General features: G+C 68.9%; 14 protein-coding genes. 10 read left to right on the top strand and 4 right to left on the bottom strand.

Annotated elements, in window-relative coordinates; all coding sequences use genetic code 11:
* The 3 genes from LEL84_RS18265 to LEL84_RS18255 are packed head-to-tail and all read left to right on the top strand — an operon-like array spanning window position 1 to window position 2,074.
* Window positions 1-477 (top strand): hypothetical protein, encoded by a 477-nt coding sequence (locus LEL84_RS18265; protein ID WP_226512389.1) that lies wholly within the window; start codon window positions 1-3, stop codon window positions 475-477.
* Between the two features lie 5 nt (window positions 478-482).
* Window positions 483-1,202: an ABC transporter ATP-binding protein gene (locus LEL84_RS18260; RefSeq protein ID WP_226512388.1), complete on the top strand. Its 720-nt coding sequence runs from the start codon at window positions 483-485 to the stop codon at window positions 1,200-1,202.
* 5 nt (window positions 1,203-1,207) lie between these two features.
* Entirely contained in the window at window positions 1,208-2,074 is an 867-nt protein-coding gene (locus tag LEL84_RS18255; RefSeq protein ID WP_226514351.1) for an ABC transporter permease, read from the top strand.
* Here LEL84_RS18255 and LEL84_RS18250 read toward each other — a convergent pair.
* Together LEL84_RS18250 and lpdA are read right to left on the bottom strand one after the other, a co-directional pair.
* Window positions 1,992-2,876, bottom strand: coding sequence for a DNA-3-methyladenine glycosylase family protein (locus LEL84_RS18250; RefSeq protein ID WP_226512387.1), 885 nt, complete (start codon window positions 2,874-2,876; stop codon window positions 1,992-1,994). The genes LEL84_RS18255 and LEL84_RS18250 overlap by 83 nt on opposite strands.
* A gap of 190 nt (window positions 2,877-3,066) precedes the next feature.
* Window positions 3,067-4,452: a dihydrolipoyl dehydrogenase gene (gene lpdA, locus LEL84_RS18245; protein ID WP_159370036.1), complete on the bottom strand. Its 1,386-nt coding sequence runs from the start codon at window positions 4,450-4,452 to the stop codon at window positions 3,067-3,069.
* A gap of 118 nt (window positions 4,453-4,570) precedes the next feature.
* Here lpdA and LEL84_RS18240 point away from each other — a divergent pair, with 118 nt between their 5' ends.
* Genes LEL84_RS18240 through LEL84_RS18230 form a run of 3 tightly spaced genes read left to right on the top strand, consistent with a single transcriptional unit; the run spans window position 4,571 to window position 6,954 of the window.
* Window positions 4,571-5,173, top strand: a complete 603-nt coding sequence (locus LEL84_RS18240) for a TetR/AcrR family transcriptional regulator (RefSeq protein ID WP_058251287.1) — start codon at window positions 4,571-4,573, stop codon at window positions 5,171-5,173.
* Between the two features lie 22 nt (window positions 5,174-5,195).
* A complete protein-coding gene (locus LEL84_RS18235; RefSeq protein WP_226512386.1) occupies window positions 5,196-6,455 on the top strand; it encodes an NADH:flavin oxidoreductase in 1,260 nt (419 codons plus the stop codon).
* A gap of 10 nt (window positions 6,456-6,465) precedes the next feature.
* A complete protein-coding gene (locus LEL84_RS18230; protein ID WP_058251289.1) occupies window positions 6,466-6,954 on the top strand; it encodes a DinB family protein in 489 nt (162 codons plus the stop codon).
* Between the two features lie 3 nt (window positions 6,955-6,957).
* On the opposite strand, the gene LEL84_RS18225 is transcribed toward LEL84_RS18230, so the two are convergent.
* Window positions 6,958-8,535: a serine hydrolase gene (locus tag LEL84_RS18225; RefSeq protein ID WP_226514350.1), complete on the bottom strand. Its 1,578-nt coding sequence runs from the start codon at window positions 8,533-8,535 to the stop codon at window positions 6,958-6,960.
* A gap of 212 nt (window positions 8,536-8,747) precedes the next feature.
* Between LEL84_RS18225 and LEL84_RS18220 the strand changes: the two genes are divergently transcribed.
* A complete protein-coding gene (locus tag LEL84_RS18220) occupies window positions 8,748-10,802 on the top strand; it encodes a prolyl oligopeptidase family serine peptidase (RefSeq protein WP_226512385.1) in 2,055 nt (684 codons plus the stop codon).
* On the opposite strand, the gene grpE is transcribed toward LEL84_RS18220, so the two are convergent.
* A complete protein-coding gene (gene grpE / locus LEL84_RS18215) occupies window positions 10,763-11,272 on the bottom strand; it encodes a nucleotide exchange factor GrpE (RefSeq protein WP_226512384.1) in 510 nt (169 codons plus the stop codon). The two genes, LEL84_RS18220 and grpE, sit on opposite strands and share 40 nt — an antisense overlap.
* A gap of 76 nt (window positions 11,273-11,348) precedes the next feature.
* On the opposite strand from grpE, the gene LEL84_RS18210 reads away from it, so the two are divergent.
* From LEL84_RS18210 to LEL84_RS18200, 3 genes are all read left to right on the top strand, one after another.
* Entirely contained in the window at window positions 11,349-13,025 is a 1,677-nt protein-coding gene (locus LEL84_RS18210; RefSeq protein ID WP_226512383.1) for an Hsp70 family protein, read from the top strand.
* A gap of 27 nt (window positions 13,026-13,052) precedes the next feature.
* Window positions 13,053-15,251, top strand: a complete 2,199-nt coding sequence (locus tag LEL84_RS18205; RefSeq protein ID WP_226512382.1) for an Ig-like domain repeat protein — start codon at window positions 13,053-13,055, stop codon at window positions 15,249-15,251.
* 104 nt (window positions 15,252-15,355) lie between these two features.
* The gene (locus LEL84_RS18200; protein ID WP_078111705.1) at window positions 15,356-16,090 is read left to right on the top strand and encodes a TerD family protein; all 735 of its coding nucleotides are present in this window, start codon (window positions 15,356-15,358) and stop codon (window positions 16,088-16,090) included.
* The last annotated feature ends 4 nt before the right edge of the window (window positions 16,091-16,094 follow it).

Genomic DNA, 16,094 nt, shown 5'->3' with positions numbered 1-16,094 from the left:
ATGACCCACATCCGGAGGATGACCATCGCTGCGCTCGCGGCATTCGTCGCCGTCGTCGGACTCGTCGCGGCCGCGGGTGGCGCATCCGCCAAGACGTTCCCGCCGGACTTCAGGGTGACCGCCGAGCATCCGACCCTCGCAGACCTCAACGACATCGTCGAGTTCCTGGTCGAGACGCCGGCATCGGATCAGGCCAAGGCCGCCAACGTCGAAGGCGGCATGAACGCGGTGATCGTGCCCAAGACGGTCTACTCCCTGGGACTGTTCCGCGCACCGCGCGGCTGGAACGACGTCACCGGGCCGCTGGTACAGAAGGGCAACAGCGTCACCGCCACCCTCAACAGCGGTTCTGCCGGCCGACCGACCATCCGCATGACCATCGAGTTCAAGAAGCTCGACGGCAATTGGAAGCTCGCCGCGAGTTCGTTGTGCCAGGGCGTGAAGACCGTCGGACTGAACATCTACTGCAACCAGTAGCCGACGTGCTCGAGATCCACGGCCTGTCCGTCCGATTGGGCGGACAGGCCGTCTTGACCGACGTGTCCACCCGTATCGAAGACGGAGAACTCGTCTACCTCCTCGGCCGCAACGGCACCGGAAAGACGACCCTGCTGCGCGCGGCGTGCGGAACAATTCCGACGACGTCCGGACGAATCCTCGTCGACGGCAGACGGTTCGGCGAGCTGACGACTCCCGCGACGTCCATCGGGATGCACCTGGGCACCGACGGTGCCCACCCCGGGCACACCGCCCGGCGCCACCTCACCTGGCTGGCCCGGGCCGGCGGGATACCGACGGGCCGTGTCGCAGACGTGCTCGACATGGTCGGGTTGTCCGGCGTCGAGCACCGACGAGTCGTCGACTACTCGCTCGGCATGCGACAGCGGCTCGGCATCGCCGCGGCACTTCTGGGTGACGCGGGCACGCTGGTGCTCGACGAACCGGGAAACGGTCTGGACATCGACGGAATCCGCTGGCTGAGAACATTTCTCCGCAACCTTGCGGACGACGGGAGGAGTCTGCTGATCGCTTCGCATCATCTCGACGAGGTGGCCCGCACCGCCGACCGCATCCTGGTACTCGATGCCGGACACGTCGTGGCCGATGCCTCGCTCACCGACTTCGTCGACGGCCATGCCGACCTCGAGGAGGCCTACCTGGCGACGGTGACACGTCCGGCCGCGACGGAGGTGATCCCGTGAATCGAATGTCGGCGGCCGCGGGCCAGGTCCGCCGCGCGGCCATCGCCGAACTCACCCGGGTCGGGGGCGCCCGCAGCGTGCTGTGGTTCGGGCTCATCCCGGGCGCGGTGCTGCTGCCGCTCGCGATCACCTTCGGTGTCGCCACCGTCGCCGAACGCTTCGCGTCGATCTCCGGCAGCATCCAGGTCACGTCGGTCGGTACCACGAACTCGGTCTACTGGGTGATCACCTTCACGGTGATGATCTGGGCGGTCGTCGCCGCTTTCGCGCACGCCACCGCGGAACGTGGTCCGCTCGGCGAACTCTCGCGGCACCTGTTCCCGCGGCGATGGACCGTTGCCGTCGGCCGCTGGCTCACCTACGGCCTCGGTGCCGCGCTGTGTTGCGGCATCCTCGTCGCGATCGTGATGGCTGCGTTGCCCGCGCTCTTCCCGACGGTGTACGGCGGCGTCGAGCTGACGTCTGCCGAGGGTGTGCGGTTTCTCCTGACCGTGCCGACCTTCGCCGTGTTCGCCGTCGGGATCGGACTCGGACTCGCCGGCCTCATCGGTCACCCGGCCGGCACCGTCGTCGTGCTGCTCGGTTGGGCCTATGTCGTCGAGAACGCGATCAGTCTCATCCCGAACGGGTACACCCTGCAGAGCTACATGCCGTTCCTCAACGGAACATACGGCACCGGACAAGAACTGGCTTTCGTACCACCATGGGGGCCGACCGGCGGCCTCGTGTTCTGCGGTGCCGTCTCGGTGGTGATGTTCACGCTGGGTTGCGCCGCAACAGCCATGCGCGTCACAAGGACCGGTAGTCGCGGATGGTCATCCGCGGTCCGCGCCGCTCGGGCCGAACGCCGCCCCGCGAGACCATTCGGATGATTCGCTGACGCTGTCCCGCATAGGGTTCGAGCAGCTCGAGCATCCCCGCATCGTCGACCGCCTCACCGATGAGGGTCAGGCCGACCAGTTTCGGGATGTGATAGTCGCCGACGTTGACCACATCCGGGTCGCCGAGTGCGCGTGACAGTGTCTCGGCCTCGGTCCAGGTCCCGACGCCGCGCAGCACGGTGAGCTTGGCGGTATGACGCTCGACGTCGAGCGCCGTCGCACCCCGGATGGTTCGCATCCGGACGGGTTCGATCCCGCTGCGGTGCCATTCCCAGCTCGGTATTCGGGCCCAGTCCTGCTTCGGGGGCGGCACCCGCATCGTCTCCGGTACGGGCCCAGGGGCGGGAGAACCGTAGCGGCGCACCAGATATCGCCACGCCCGGAAGGCCTCGGCCCCGACGACCTTCTGCTCCAGGATGGCCGGGACCAGCGCCTCCCACACGCGATCGGTACGTCCCAGACGCAGGCCTTCGGTGCGGCGGACGAGCTCGCGGACGACCGGGTCACGTGGGATGAGAGCGTCCGGATCATCCCGGGCACCCAGGAAGTCGGGCATCTGCTCGAGAAGCCACTCGGCACCGGTCCCCCACGCGCGCCCGGTGATCGTCGTGCCGTCGGACCGTACGGTCAGCGTGCCCGGCCCGTCGGGTGTGTGGGCCGCCCGCCACACCGACCCGTCGCGGCCGTAGACGAAGGCGGGGTCGCCCGCACCGCGCCGGTGCAGGCCGACTGTCGCCCGGATGTCCAGCGGCCACGGGGGTGTCCACTTGCGGACACGTTCGGCGGCACTCACCGTTCCGAGGGTAGTGCGTGGACCCTTCGTGGCTCGTCGCTTGCGCTCCTCGCACCTCAGGGAGCAAAGATGTCCCGCCCCCTGAGGTGCGAGCGAAGCGATTCGGCATCCCGCCCCCTGAGGTGCGAGCGAAGCGATTCGGCATCCCGCCCCCTGAGGTGCGAGCGAAGCGAGCCACGAAGGGTCACGACTACAGGTTGATCATGTGCCCGAGAGCGCCGTGGAACGTCTCCTGCAGTGCTTCCGACATGGTCGGGTGCGTGTGCACGTTCCGCGCCAGCTCCTTGGCCGTGAGATCCCACTTGTGGGCCAGCGTCATCTCCGGGAGCATCTCGGAGACGTTGTCGCCCACCAGGTGTCCGCCGAGCAGCTCGTCGGTGTCGGCATTGGTGACGAGCTTGGCGAAGCCCGCGGTCTCGCCGAGCCCCTGGGCCTTGCCGTTGGCCGAGAACGGGAACGTGGTCGCTTTGACGTTGTAGCCCTCGTCCTTGGCCTGCGCCTCGGTGAGGCCGAACGATGCGACCTGCGGCTGACAGAAGGTGGCACGCGGCATGAACCGGTAATCACCGAGGGTCATGGTCTCGACGCCGGCGATGGTCTCGGCGGCCACCACGCCCTGGGCCTCGGCGACGTGCGCGAGCTGCAGTTTGGCGGTGACGTCGCCGATGGCGTAGATGCCGTCGACGTTGGTGCGCATGTAGTCGTCGATGGCGATGGCGCCGCGATCGGTGAGTTCGACACCGGTCTTGTCGAGGCCGAAGCCCTCGACACGCGGGGCGAATCCGACGGACATGAGAACCTTGTCGACGGTGAGCTCACCCTCTTTGTCCTTGGCGTCGGTGTAGGCGACGGTGACGCTGTCGCCGTTGTCGGTGACCTTCTGGACCCGGGTGGAGGTCAGCAACTTGATGCCGAGCTTCTTGTACTCCTTGGCGAGGGCCTTCGAGGAGTCGGCGTCCTCGTTGGGGAGCACGCGATCGAGGAACTCGACGATCGTGACGTCGACGCCGTAGTTGGCCATGACGTAACCGAACTCCATGCCGATGGCGCCCGCACCGACGATGACGATGGACTCGGGCAGCTCACGGGTCAGGATCTGCTCTTCGTAGGTGACCACGTTCTCCGACAGTTCGACGCCGGGGAGCAGCTTGACGGTCGACCCGGTGTCGATGATGACGTTGTCGAACGTGATCTCCCGGTCGCCCACCTTGATGGTCTTGGCGTCGGTGAACACGCCGTAACCGTCGATCTCGGTGATCTTGTTCTTCTTCATCAGGTAGTGGACGCCCTTGACGATGCCGTCCGAGACCTTGCGGCTGCGGTCGAATGCCGCGCCGAAGTCGAAGGACACCTCACCACTCATGCCGAAGGTCTTGGCCTGATGGTTGAAGATGTGTGCGAGCTCCGCATTGCGCAACAGGGCCTTGGACGGGATACATCCGACGTTCAGACACACACCGCCCCAGTACTTCTCCTCGATGACGGCGGTTTTCATGCCCAGTTGAGCCGACCGGATCGCGGCTACGTACCCACCTGGACCTGCACCCAATACAACTGTTTGAAAGTGTTCAGCCACGACTGCCAGCCTACGTCGCGCCCGACCGTCGCCGCAGAGTGTCCCACTACTCGCCGGTAGCAACCTGCGCATTCAATCATTGATTGAAACATCGACTGAACTGTGCTTTCCTCGACGTGTGACTCAGACCACGCGCGCCGGACGCGGTGAGCGCCGCGATTCGACGTCGCTGCCCACCCGCGACGCCCTGCTGGCCGTCGCCGAACGTCTCTTCCTCGCCGAGGGATACGACAAGGTGTCCGTCCGGGCGATCTGCGCGGCCGCCGAGGCGAACCCGGCGGCGGTGCACTATCACTTCGGCACCAAGGACGACCTCACCATCGCGCTGCTGGAGTCTCGCCTGGGTCCGCTGTGGGCCGACCCGCTGGCCTCCCTCGACCCGGCCGGTACGCCGATCGCGCATGTCGTCGACGTTGTGGTGGCCCCCTTCGTCGACCTGCAGTCCGACCCAACCGGACATCTGCACCTACAGCTGCTCGCACGGTTTGTGTTCGCCCATCCCACCGCGAGCTGGACGTCGCGCTGGTTCGATCTCGATCCGTTCGCCGACATGCTCGCCGAGGCCGTCCCCGGCCTGACGGCGAGCGAGGCGCGCCGACGCTGGGCACTCGCCTTCCAGTTGATCCTCCTGCGGTTCGGGGGCACCGAGACCTCGAGCCCCGCCGCCGTGACGGCCCTGGCCGGCTTCGTCACCGCCGGACTGACCGCACCCGCCACGTGAGACACGAGTGAGAGGACCCGTTGTGGACAGCCCCACCACCGGACCGTTCAGCCCCGCCCGGCTGGGACCGCTGCACCTGCGGAACCGCCTGATCAAATGCGCCACCTTCGAGGGGATGACGCCCGACGCCCTGGTGACCGACGAACTCATCGAGTTCCATCGCGAGGTCGCCGCCGGCGGGGTGGCCATGAGCACGGTCGCCTACTGCGCGATCTCACCTGAGGGCCGCACCGACCGCCACCAGATCTGGATGCGCCCCGAGGCGGTTCCCGGATTGCGCAGACTCACCGACGCAGTCCACGCCGAGGGCGCACTTGCGGCGGCCCAACTGGGGCACGCGGGCGCGGTCGCGAACTCGGCGTCGAACCGGGCCGCCTCCCTGGGACCGTCACGGATACCCGCGCCGATGGGAATGTCGGTGACCCGTGCGATCAGCGTCGACGACATCGCCGACCTGCGGACCACGTTCCGCCGGGCCGCACGGCTTGCGGTGGACTCCGGCTTCGACGGACTCGAGATCCACTGCGGCCACAACTATCTCATCTCCAGCTTCCTGTCCCCGCTGCTGAACCGGCGTCGTGACGCCTACGGCGGGAGCCTCGTCAACCGCGCCCGCCTCGCCCGTGAGGTGGTCGAGAGCGTGCGCGACGAGGTCGGGGACGAGGCTGCGATCTGGGTGAAGCTCAACCTCTTCGACGGCGTCGGCCGGGTCGACCTCGAGCGCTCGCCCGCGGCGCGGGCCCGGGGCCGGGCGAGGCTGAGTGGCTTCAACGTCGACGAGGCATGCGAGGTGGCACAGCTACTGGAATCCGACGGCCACCTCGACGCCATCGAACCCACCGCGGGGAGTTCACTGCTCAACCCGATGTACCTCTTTCACGGCGAGGCACCCCGTAAGGAGTTCGCCGATGCGTTCTCCGGTGCCATGAAGTACGGACTGAAGGCCTTCGCACCGGTCTTCCTGAAGCACTACCGCTATCACGACGCCTATCTGCTGCCTCTCGCGCGCGAACTCCGTAAGGCCGTCGATCTGCCGCTCATCCTCCTGGGCGGCGTCACCGATCGCGCCTCGATGGATCTCGCGCTCGCCGAGGGCTTCGATTTCATGGCGATGGGGCGCGCGCTCCTGCGTGAACCCGACCTACCTCTGCGCCTCGCCGCCGACCCGTCGACGACGTCGAAATGCGTCCACTGCAATCTCTGCATGCCGACGATCTACTCCCACACCCGATGCCCGGTCCGGACCGGCGAGGTCCCCGACCCGGTGGCCGCACAGCAGTAGGGTGGGGGCCATGCCTCCCCGCCGTCGCAAGGACACCCCGCCACCGGCGACCGGCGGTTCGGAGAAGGAGGTGCTGGTCGGTTTCCTCGACTATCTGCGCGCCTCCGCGGTGGCCAAACTCGACGGCGTCTCCGAGGTCGACGCCCGTGCGGCCGCGGTGCCGTCGGGCACCAGCCTGCTGGGGGTGGTCCGCCACCTGACGTTCGTCGAACGGTTCTTCTTCCTGGGCGAGGACGCGGACGACTGGCAGGCGACGTTCACCTGCCCCGACGACGAGACCGTGGCATCGGTGCAGGCGGCGTACCGCCGCGCGGTGTCCGAGGCCGGCGAGGTCATCGACGCCTACACCGATCTCGCCGAGGCGGCGCCCAGGGCGAGCGGACGTCGCTCCTCCCCGTCGATGCGGTGGGCGTTGACCCACATGATCGAGGAGACCGCCCGTCACGCCGGCCATCTCGACATCATCCGCGAGGGCGTCGACGGCCGGACGGGCCGCTGACCGTCAGCGCCGGATGAACTCGCCGTTGCTCTCCTCGTCGTCGTAGTACTCGATCGTCATACGCGGGCCGTCGAACGTGACCTGCGAGATCGAGCCCGGTTCGGCGTTCTCGTTGAGCAGATCGAACGTGAACGTGTTGCCGTCCCAGTGAGTGAGTTCGTGCTTGCGGACGCCGCCCGGCCCCATCTCCAGGACGAGCTTCCCGTCGCGTTCGACGAGCTCCGCCGGTCCGTACACCGCGTTGGCGTAGGTACCCACATACGACGGCAGTGGTTGCGACGGTGCGGGATTCGACGGCGGTTCCTTTCCGACGAGTTCGCCGCTCGGCACGCTCAGAGGCGCATACGCCTTGGCGTAGAGGTCGCGCCAGTCGTTGCGGATCTCGCCGAACTGCACGAGGTCCATGAACTCGGCGGCGATCGAGTCCACCGCACCGAGGGGCGCGGCGTTGGACAGGACGACGATGGCGGTGTCGGCCGACGGCAGGATCGAGAACACCGTGCCGGCGCCCGACGCGAACGCGCCGGCATGGTTGAACTGCGTCCGGGCGTCCTCGGTCACCCCGACGTTGAAGCCGTAGCCGTACGATCCGGCGCGGTTGTCCGGCGTCTGGGGCGGGCTCGACACGATCTGCGGTGAGAGGGCCGGGAGCAGCGCGTCGGGGGCCACGACCTCCTGGCCGTTGTGCTTGCCCTGCGCCAGCACCATCTTCAGCCACGTCGCCATGTCGTTGACGTTCGAGCTCACACCGCCGGCGGGTGACTGCGCATCGGGATCGCGCGGGATCGGGGTCTTGACCCACTTGTCGTCTTCCTTGATGTGCCCCACCGCGCGGTCGGCCCGGCGCTCGAAGTCGACGTAGCGGGAGCTGGTGCTGGTCATGCCCAGCGGACCGTAGATGAGGTCCTGCGAGAGCGTCGCCCAGTCCGTCCCGGCCTTCACCGCCACCGCCTCGCCACCGGTCGTCACCCCGAAGTTGGTGTAGGCGTAGCTGATCCGGAACGGGTCGAGCGGCATGAAGCGCATGCGCTGCATGATCTCCTGCTGCGAGTACCCCATGTCCTCCAGTTTGTCGCCCGCGTGGTCCGGCAGACCGGATCGGTGCGAGTACATGTCGCCGACGGTCACGGTGCGCGTGACGTACGGTTCGGCGAGCGCGAACCACGGCAGCGATTCCACGATCGGCATCTCCCACGTCACCGTCTTGTCGGTGACGGCGGCCGCGACCACCGTCGATCCCACCGACTTCGACACCGACGCCAGCTGGAAGACGGTGTTCGGGTCGACGGCCTCACCGGTCGTGATGTCCTTGACGCCGAACCCCTTGGCGTACTTGGTCTCCCCACCGGACACGACCGCCACGGCCACACCCGGGATCTTGGTCGACTCCATCATCGAGTTGACCAGGTCGTCGAGTTGCCCGACCGCCTTGTCGACCGCATCGGCCGGCAGCGGTTCGGCGGCGACGGCATTCGGGTTCTCCAGAGACTCCGATGCGGACGGTGGCGCCCCGGTGCCCGACGACCCGCTGTCGCAAGCCGCGACGAGCGCAACAACGGCGACGACGGAACAGGTGGCCATCGAGAGGCGGGCCCATCGCGTCGTCCGTGGGGGTTCATGGCCGGGACAGCGGGCGGGAACGGAATGGGCAGTGGCCATGGGGGTCTCCTCGACGTCGCTGCGTCACGATACCCCGCGCGGACAACCTGTAGTGGGCGTTTTGCCGGCGCCGACACCGTGAGCGCTCCTGCGCGGAGCACGGTCGCGACGGCCGCCCGCGTAGTTTGGACGCCATGACCGAGCACGGCTACGACGCCCCCACGTCCGACACCGACCCGTACCTGTGGCTGGAGGACGTCACCGGCGACGACGCGCTGTCCTGGGTGCGCGCGCACAACGAGCCCACGGTGGCGGCGTTGACGTCGTCGGAACGCTTCCGCGAGTTGGAGGCCGCAACGCTTGCCGCCCTGGACACCGACGACCGCATCCCCTACGCGCGTCGCCGCGGGGAGTACCTGTACAACTTCTGGCGCGACGCGACCAACCCGCGTGGCCTCTGGCGTCGTACGACGTACGACTCCTATGTGACCGACACCCCCGACTGGGATGTCCTCATCGACGTCGACGAACTCGCACGCGCCGAGGACGAGAACTGGGTGTGGGCCGGCGCCTCCGTACTGCGCCCCGAGTACGAGCGCGCGCTGATCTCCCTCTCGCGCGGCGGCGCCGACGCCTCCGTGGTCCGTGAGTTCGACATCCCGTCGCGCACCTGGGTCGCCGACGGCTTCGAGCTGGCGGAGAACAAATCCGACGTCGGGTGGATCGATCGTGACACCGTATATGTCGGAACGGATTTCGGCGTGCAACCGGACGGGCTGAGCTCGCTGACCGATTCCGGTTACCCACGCATCGTCAAGCGCTGGACGCGTGGCACCCCGCTGTCGGAGGCCGTGACGGTCTTCGCGGGCGAGACCGGGGACGTGTCGGCGCGGGCGAGCTACGACAGCACACCGGGATTCGAACGCCACTTCGTCGGTCGCGCCACCGACTTCTTCAACTCACTCGACTACGAACTGCGCGACGGCCGCCCCGAGTTGCTCGACGTGCCCACCGACGCGCACGCCGGGGTCCGGATGAACTGGCTGCTGGTGCTCACGCGATCGGAGTGGGAGATCGACGGCACCGCGCACGCACCGGGCACCCTGCTGGCCTTCGACTACGAGGCCTACCGGGCGGGCGACCGCGACGCGACCGTGCTCTTCGCGCCCGATGCGCACACGAGCCTCGTCGACTACGCCTACACGCGTTCGCATCTCATCATCGTGAAGCTGCACGACGTGCACACCCGGGTCGAGGTACTCGAACTCGGCACCTGGCAGGCCGTGGACATGCCGGGTCTGCCCGACCTCGCCACGGTGTCGGTCCTCGACACCGATCCCGACGAGAGCGACGAGGTGTTCTGGTCGGCGACGTCGTTCACCGATCCGCCGAGTCTGCTCCACGGCCAGAGCGGCCGGGATCCGGAGGTCATCAAACACAGCCCCGCGTTCTTCGACTCCGACGCGGTGACCGCCGAGCAGCACTTCGCGACGTCCGACGACGGCACGCAGGTGCCGTACTTCGTGGTGCGTCGGCGCGACGTGTCCCAGGGACCGACGCTGCTCTACGGCTACGGCGGATTCGAGAATGCCCTCACCCCGAGCTATCTCGCGATCGCCGGGCAGAGCTGGATCGAGCGCGGCGGGATCTACGTCATCGCCAACATCCGGGGCGGCGGCGAATACGGCCCGTCGTGGCACACCCAGGCGCAGAAAGCGGGACGGCACAAGGTGTACGAGGATTTCGCCGCCGTCGCGCGTGCCCTCGTCGACACCGGACTCACCACTGCGTCACAGCTGGGCGCCCAGGGCGGTTCCAACGGCGGGTTGCTCATGGGAGTGATGCTGACGCGCTATCCCGAGCTGTTCGGCGCTCTGGTCTGCCAGGTCCCGCTCATCGACATGAAGCGCTACCACCTCCTGCTGGCCGGGGCGTCGTGGATGGCCGAGTACGGCGACCCCGACGACCCCGAACAGTGGGAGTTCATGAAGCCGTTCTCGCCCTATCAGAACGTCGATGCGGACGCGACCTACCCGCCCATCCTGGTCACGACGTCGACCCGAGACGATCGCGTCCACCCCGGTCACGCGCGCAAACTCGTTGCCCGCCTGGAGGAAACCGGTCACGACGTGCAGTACTACGAGAACATCGAGGGCGGCCACGGCGGCGCGGCGGACAACAAGCAGGCCGCGTTCAAATCGGCCCTGGCCTACGAGTTCCTCTGGCGGACGCTGTCTCCCGAGGACTGACCGCTCCGGAAGACCACCACTGCCGCCGGCCGGACCGAGCGCTCGCCGACGACCAGCCCGGGACGGAGCAGCTCGGCGACGGTGCGGTCCGCGGAGGTGTCGTCGGTCGGATGCACATCGACCGCTTCCATGGTGCGGGCATCGAAGTCGGCTCCGGGCGCGGGTGCGACGACCGCTCCCCCGCGGCCGACGATGAGGCGTTCCAGTCCGGCGCGCAGCAGCTCGAACGCCGGCCGGTCGGCTTCCGACGCCGAGACCGCGCACGTCGCCGCGTCGGTGTGAAGCGCGAAGAGGTCGACCAGCAGGGCGGTGTCCACGCCGGCCGCGGCGGCCGGGGATCTGGCGGCGTCGACCAGCCGCTCGATCGTCCTGGTCTGCCGCGCAACCATGAGGGCGAGGTCGGACACCTGCTCGCCCAGCTCCGCGAGCCCGTCGGTTCGCCCGGGCGCAGAGCCCTCCGGAGACGTCATTCCGCCAGCGTAATCAACTCCACAGGCCGATCGTCCGGGACCGGCGAGACCGTCTGCGCTGCTAGCATCCCCGATCGTGGGCGTAATCGGGATCGACCTCGGAACCACCAACTCGGCGATGGCGAAGATCGACGCCGACGGCCGCCCGGAGGTGATCGTCGGACTGACCGGCGCACCGACCACCCCGTCGACGGTGTTGCTGACGTCGCCGACGGATCACGTCGTCGGCGAAGGGGCCCGCCGGCAGGCCAGGCTCGACCCGGAGAACGTCTGCAGCCTGGTGAAGCGGCGGATGGGCGATGCCCAGTGGCGTTTCGTCGCGCACGGCCAGACGTGGTCGGCGCCGGCGATCTCGGCACTCATCCTCAAGTCGCTGATCTCCGACGCCGCGTTCGCCGGCGAGCAGGTCGAGCGGGCCGTGATCACGGTGCCCGCCTACTTCGGCGACGAGGAGCGGCGCGCGACGATCCAGGCCGGCACCTATGCCGGCCTCGAGGTCGCGGGGGTCCTGTCCGAGCCGATCGCCGCCGCTCTGTCCTACGGCTTCAGCCGCCTGACCGACCCCCTGGCCAAGGGCACACCCGACGAGACGGTCCTGGTCTACGACCTCGGCGGCGGGACCTTCGATGCGACGGTCATCGAACTCGCCGACCGCCGGATCACCGTGCTCGCCGTCGACGGCGATCACCAGCTCGGCGGTGCCGACTGGGATGAGCGGTTGGCGCTGCATCTCTCGCGCGCGTTCTGCGCCGAGCACCCCGACGCAGAGGACCCGCTCGACGACTCGGCCGGCTCGCAGTCGCTCATCCTCGCCGCGGAGCGCGCCAAACACGAACTGACCGAGTCGGATTCGACCTCGGTCATCGTCGGCCACGACGGCGCCCGGTCGGTCATCACGCTCACCCGGGCCGAACTCGAGGAACTCACCCGTCCGCTGCTGGCCCGGACCGTCGAACTCACCCGGTCATGCCTGGCCGCCGCCGAACGCCGAGGCGTGTCAGCCGTCGACCGTGTCCTGCTGGTCGGCGGTTCGTCGCGGATGCCGATGGTCGCGCGGGAACTCGCCGCCGCACTGGGCACGACACCGGAACTGAACGACCCCGACCTCGCTGTCGCCCGCGGGGCAGCGATCTACGGCGAGAAGCTGGAGATCGAACGACTCGTCCGCGCCGACCTCACCACCCGCGGGCGCCTGCGCGAGGACCGCGGTCTCGACGGCGTCGCACCGGCCGACCTCGACGAGTCCTGCACCCGGGTCGCCCACGCGTTCGCGCTGCCCGTCAGCAGTGTCCGCCGCATGCTCGAGGTCGTCGTGGACACGGTGGTCTCCCGCGGTTTCGGGGTGCTGGCGGTCAACGGCCACAACGGTGAGCTCGAGGCCAGCTGGCTGGTCCAGCGGAATTCGACGCTCCCCATTCGGGTGCGCCGGTCGTTCGGGACCATGCGACGCGACCAGTCCCGCATCGAATTGGTCGTACTGGAACAGCAGGGACAGTCGGCTTCCCCGCGACCGGAGGACGCCAAGGTCCTCATCGAGGGTGCGATCACCGACATCCCGCCCGGATACGACGAGGGCAGCGAGGTGTCGGTGACCTTCGAGATGGCCTTCGACGGCGTCCTGCATGTCACGGCATTCCACGTCGATGCCCAGATCCCGCTCACGCTGTCGGCCAAAACCGGTGCATCGTTGTCGAAATCGCAGGTCGAGCGAGAACTCGACCAGGTCCACCGCTCCCGGCGCCGCGACCACTGACCGCCTCCGCCGGAGGGGAGAGACCTGATGGAACCGTTCGTCGGCAACGACTATCGCAAACGTGTGCTCGCCGCGGTCGAGAAACGCGGAGGACCGAGCGAATCGGATTCGTTCGAACTGTATGACCTCCCGATCGAGGAGGCCGAGCGGCTCGACGACGCCGCGGTGGCCGCCCGCCTCGACGAGGTGTGGGCCTTCTGGCAGAAGCAACGCGACCACCCGAAGTACCGCATCCTGGTGGCCCGGTTGGTTGCCGAGCACGACGAGCGGTCGGCGCCGTTGCGGCACAAGACCGGACGGATCGCCGAGGCCCGTGCGGTGAGCACCCGACGCGAACTGCGCGATCAGCAGCGATTCGAACTCCTCGACAACGCGATCGCGCGGCTCAACGAACGCTACGGCGGGATCCCGAGATCCAAGCGCGCCGGGCTCGACGAGATCGGCGCCATGGGCGGCCTCGACCCCGCCGAGATCGCCACCCGACTGCGGCGTCACCGCATCGTCGACGATGCCCCGCCCGCGTCCTCCGAACCCGCGCCGCCGCGGGTGTCGTTGTCGGCGCAGCAACGCGGCCAGATCGTCGACCTGCTCGCCGAGTTCGACCGACTCCACGATGGCGACCCCACCCCGACGCTCCTGACCCTGCTGCACCTCGACACCGACGCCGCCGCCGATCGCGGTCTCATCGAGACGCGGGCCGCCGCGCTCAACGAACGAGCCCGTGAACTCGCCGCCGGCCGCTTCCGCGCGGTCCTGGACGAACTGCTGGTCCACGTACACGACGTCCTGCTCTCCGATCCCGTTCTGGCACGGGAGTATCGGCAATCGGTCGTCGATGCCGTGACCGACCATCTCCGGCCACGGGTCCGGGCCGCGGTCCTGGTCGAGGACGAACTGGGCGCGCAGGACCACGAGTTCCTGCTCGACGAGGCCCGCACCCGCGGACTCGGCACACGCGATGCGCGCACCGTGATCGCCGGACTCGCCGCCGAATTCGGAGCAGCCGTGAGCCCACCGGCCGGCCCCCCGCCGTCGGCCGAGTCACCCCCGCCGTCGGCCGAGCCACCCCCGCCGCCGGCCGAGCCACCCCCGCCGCCGGCCGAGCCTGTCGAGGTCCCCCCGCCAAAGCGGCTGTGGGAGAACGATCTCCGCGCCGCCCGCGCTGCCCTGCGCGACGGCCTGCCCGTCCGGGCGCGTGCGGCCATCGCCGATGCGCGTGCCGGAGCCGGCGACGATGCCGCGGCGCTCCGGCAGATCGCGGCGGTCGCCGACGAGGTCGAACGGGTCATCGCGCAGGCGGTGGCGGACTCCCGCCGGGCCCGGGACCTCGCGGACGAGATGCGCCACGTCGCGGCGCTCGAACTGCTGGAGGACGTGTTCCGGCGGGCCCGGGACATCGACCGTCTTCCCGACTCGGGCGGGTCGCTCCAGGCCCGCCTCGAGGCGTCGCGGGACATCGTCGCCCAGGCGGGCGAGATCGCGCGGTCGGCATCCGCGAGCAACCCGGCGAGCCTCACCGCCGCTGCCGAGATGCGACGTCGGATCTCCGATCACGAAGGCCTCAACTCGGCGGCGACGGTGCTGACCGTGGAGCCGGCGCGCAACGTCCGGTTCGTCGCCGAAGGTGGTGCGATCACCGTCTCCTGGGATCCGTCCGCGACGGGATCGGTGACCTACCGCGTCGTGCGCATCGGGTTCGACGGGTCGACCCGGACGCTCGGCCGCACCGCGGGGACCGAACTCTCCGACGGCAGTCGGCCCGACCCGGTGCCGCCGGTGTACGAGGTCACCGCCGTGCTGGCCGGAAACCAGTCCGCCCCCGCCCGCTCCGACGCCGCCCCCGCGCCGGCCGCCCCCGCCTCGGCGACCACAGCGCCGCAGCCGCCGGCGATCCCCCATCCCGACGATCAGCCGCCGATCACCGCGGTCCGCGTCGACGCCGACACCGTGCGCTTCGAGTGGCCGGCCGGTGTCACCGAAGCGATGGTGGTCATTCGGGCGGATGCCGCTCCGGAACACCCCGCCGACCCGGCGGCGGTCGCGTCGAAGATCACCAACACCCGGTACCAGATCGACGACGGCTTTCCGATCCCCGCGAACGTCCCACGTCCGTGCCATGTCGCCGTTGCCAGCTGCCGCCGGAATCCGCAGGGGCGGCTCGACGTCGCATCGAGTTTCGGCCCGTCCGCGCGGGCTCACGCCCCGGCAACGGACACCGGCCGTTGACGTTGGTCCACTACGCTGGGCGCCAACACCTGCGGCGAGTGTGTTTTCGCCGTCCGATCACCGCACCCGACGACGATGTCACCACGACGAGATGAGGAACCGAGATGGGGATCGACTACACGAAGCGTCCGAAGGCCCAGCCGCCGCAGCCGCCCGCCCAGCCCCCGGCCGCTCCCGCGGGTTACGGCCAGCAGCCGCCCACCCCCGCGGGCTACGGTCAGCAGCCGCCCGCGCCGCCGGTCTCGCTGTCGAAGATCACCCTCACGAAGTCGGCGCCGAGCATCTCGCTGAGCAAGCAGGGTGCGACCTCCGGTCAGGTGCGCGTCAATCTGAGCTGGACGTCGAACTCCAAGGGCGGCGGGCTCTTCCGCAAGGCGCAGGGTATCGACCTCGACCTCGCCTGCCTGTGGGAGTTCACCGACGGGAGCAAGGGCATCGTGCAGGCACTGGGCAACTCGTTCCGGGCGCCCCGTGACGGACAGCCGATCATCTATCTCGACGGCGACGACCGGTCGGGTTCCGGCGGCGAGAACATGTACATCGACCTCTCCGCGACCGACCGGATCCGCCGGATCCTGATCTTCGCCTACATCTACGAGGGCACCCCGAACTGGGCCGGCGCCAACGGCGTCGTCACCCTGTTCCCGGCCAACGGCCCGGAGATCGAGGTCCGGCTCGACGAGGCGGATCAGTCGGCGCTCTCGTGCGCGATCGCCTTGTTCGAGAACCGTGGTGGCGAGCTGGTTCTCAACCGCGAGGTGCGCTACATCCGCGGGGCACAGGACAAGGTCGACGAGGCGTACGGCTGGGGCATGAACTGGCGCGGAGCGCGCAAGTAGTGGC

Origin of the sequence: Gordonia sp. WA4-43 (assembly GCF_020520305.1) — a bacterium.
GTDB classification, from domain to species: domain Bacteria; phylum Actinomycetota; class Actinomycetes; order Mycobacteriales; family Mycobacteriaceae; genus Gordonia; species Gordonia hongkongensis.
Note: the sequence above shows the minus strand (reverse complement) of the source record. Positions and strands in the feature narration are given on the sequence as shown.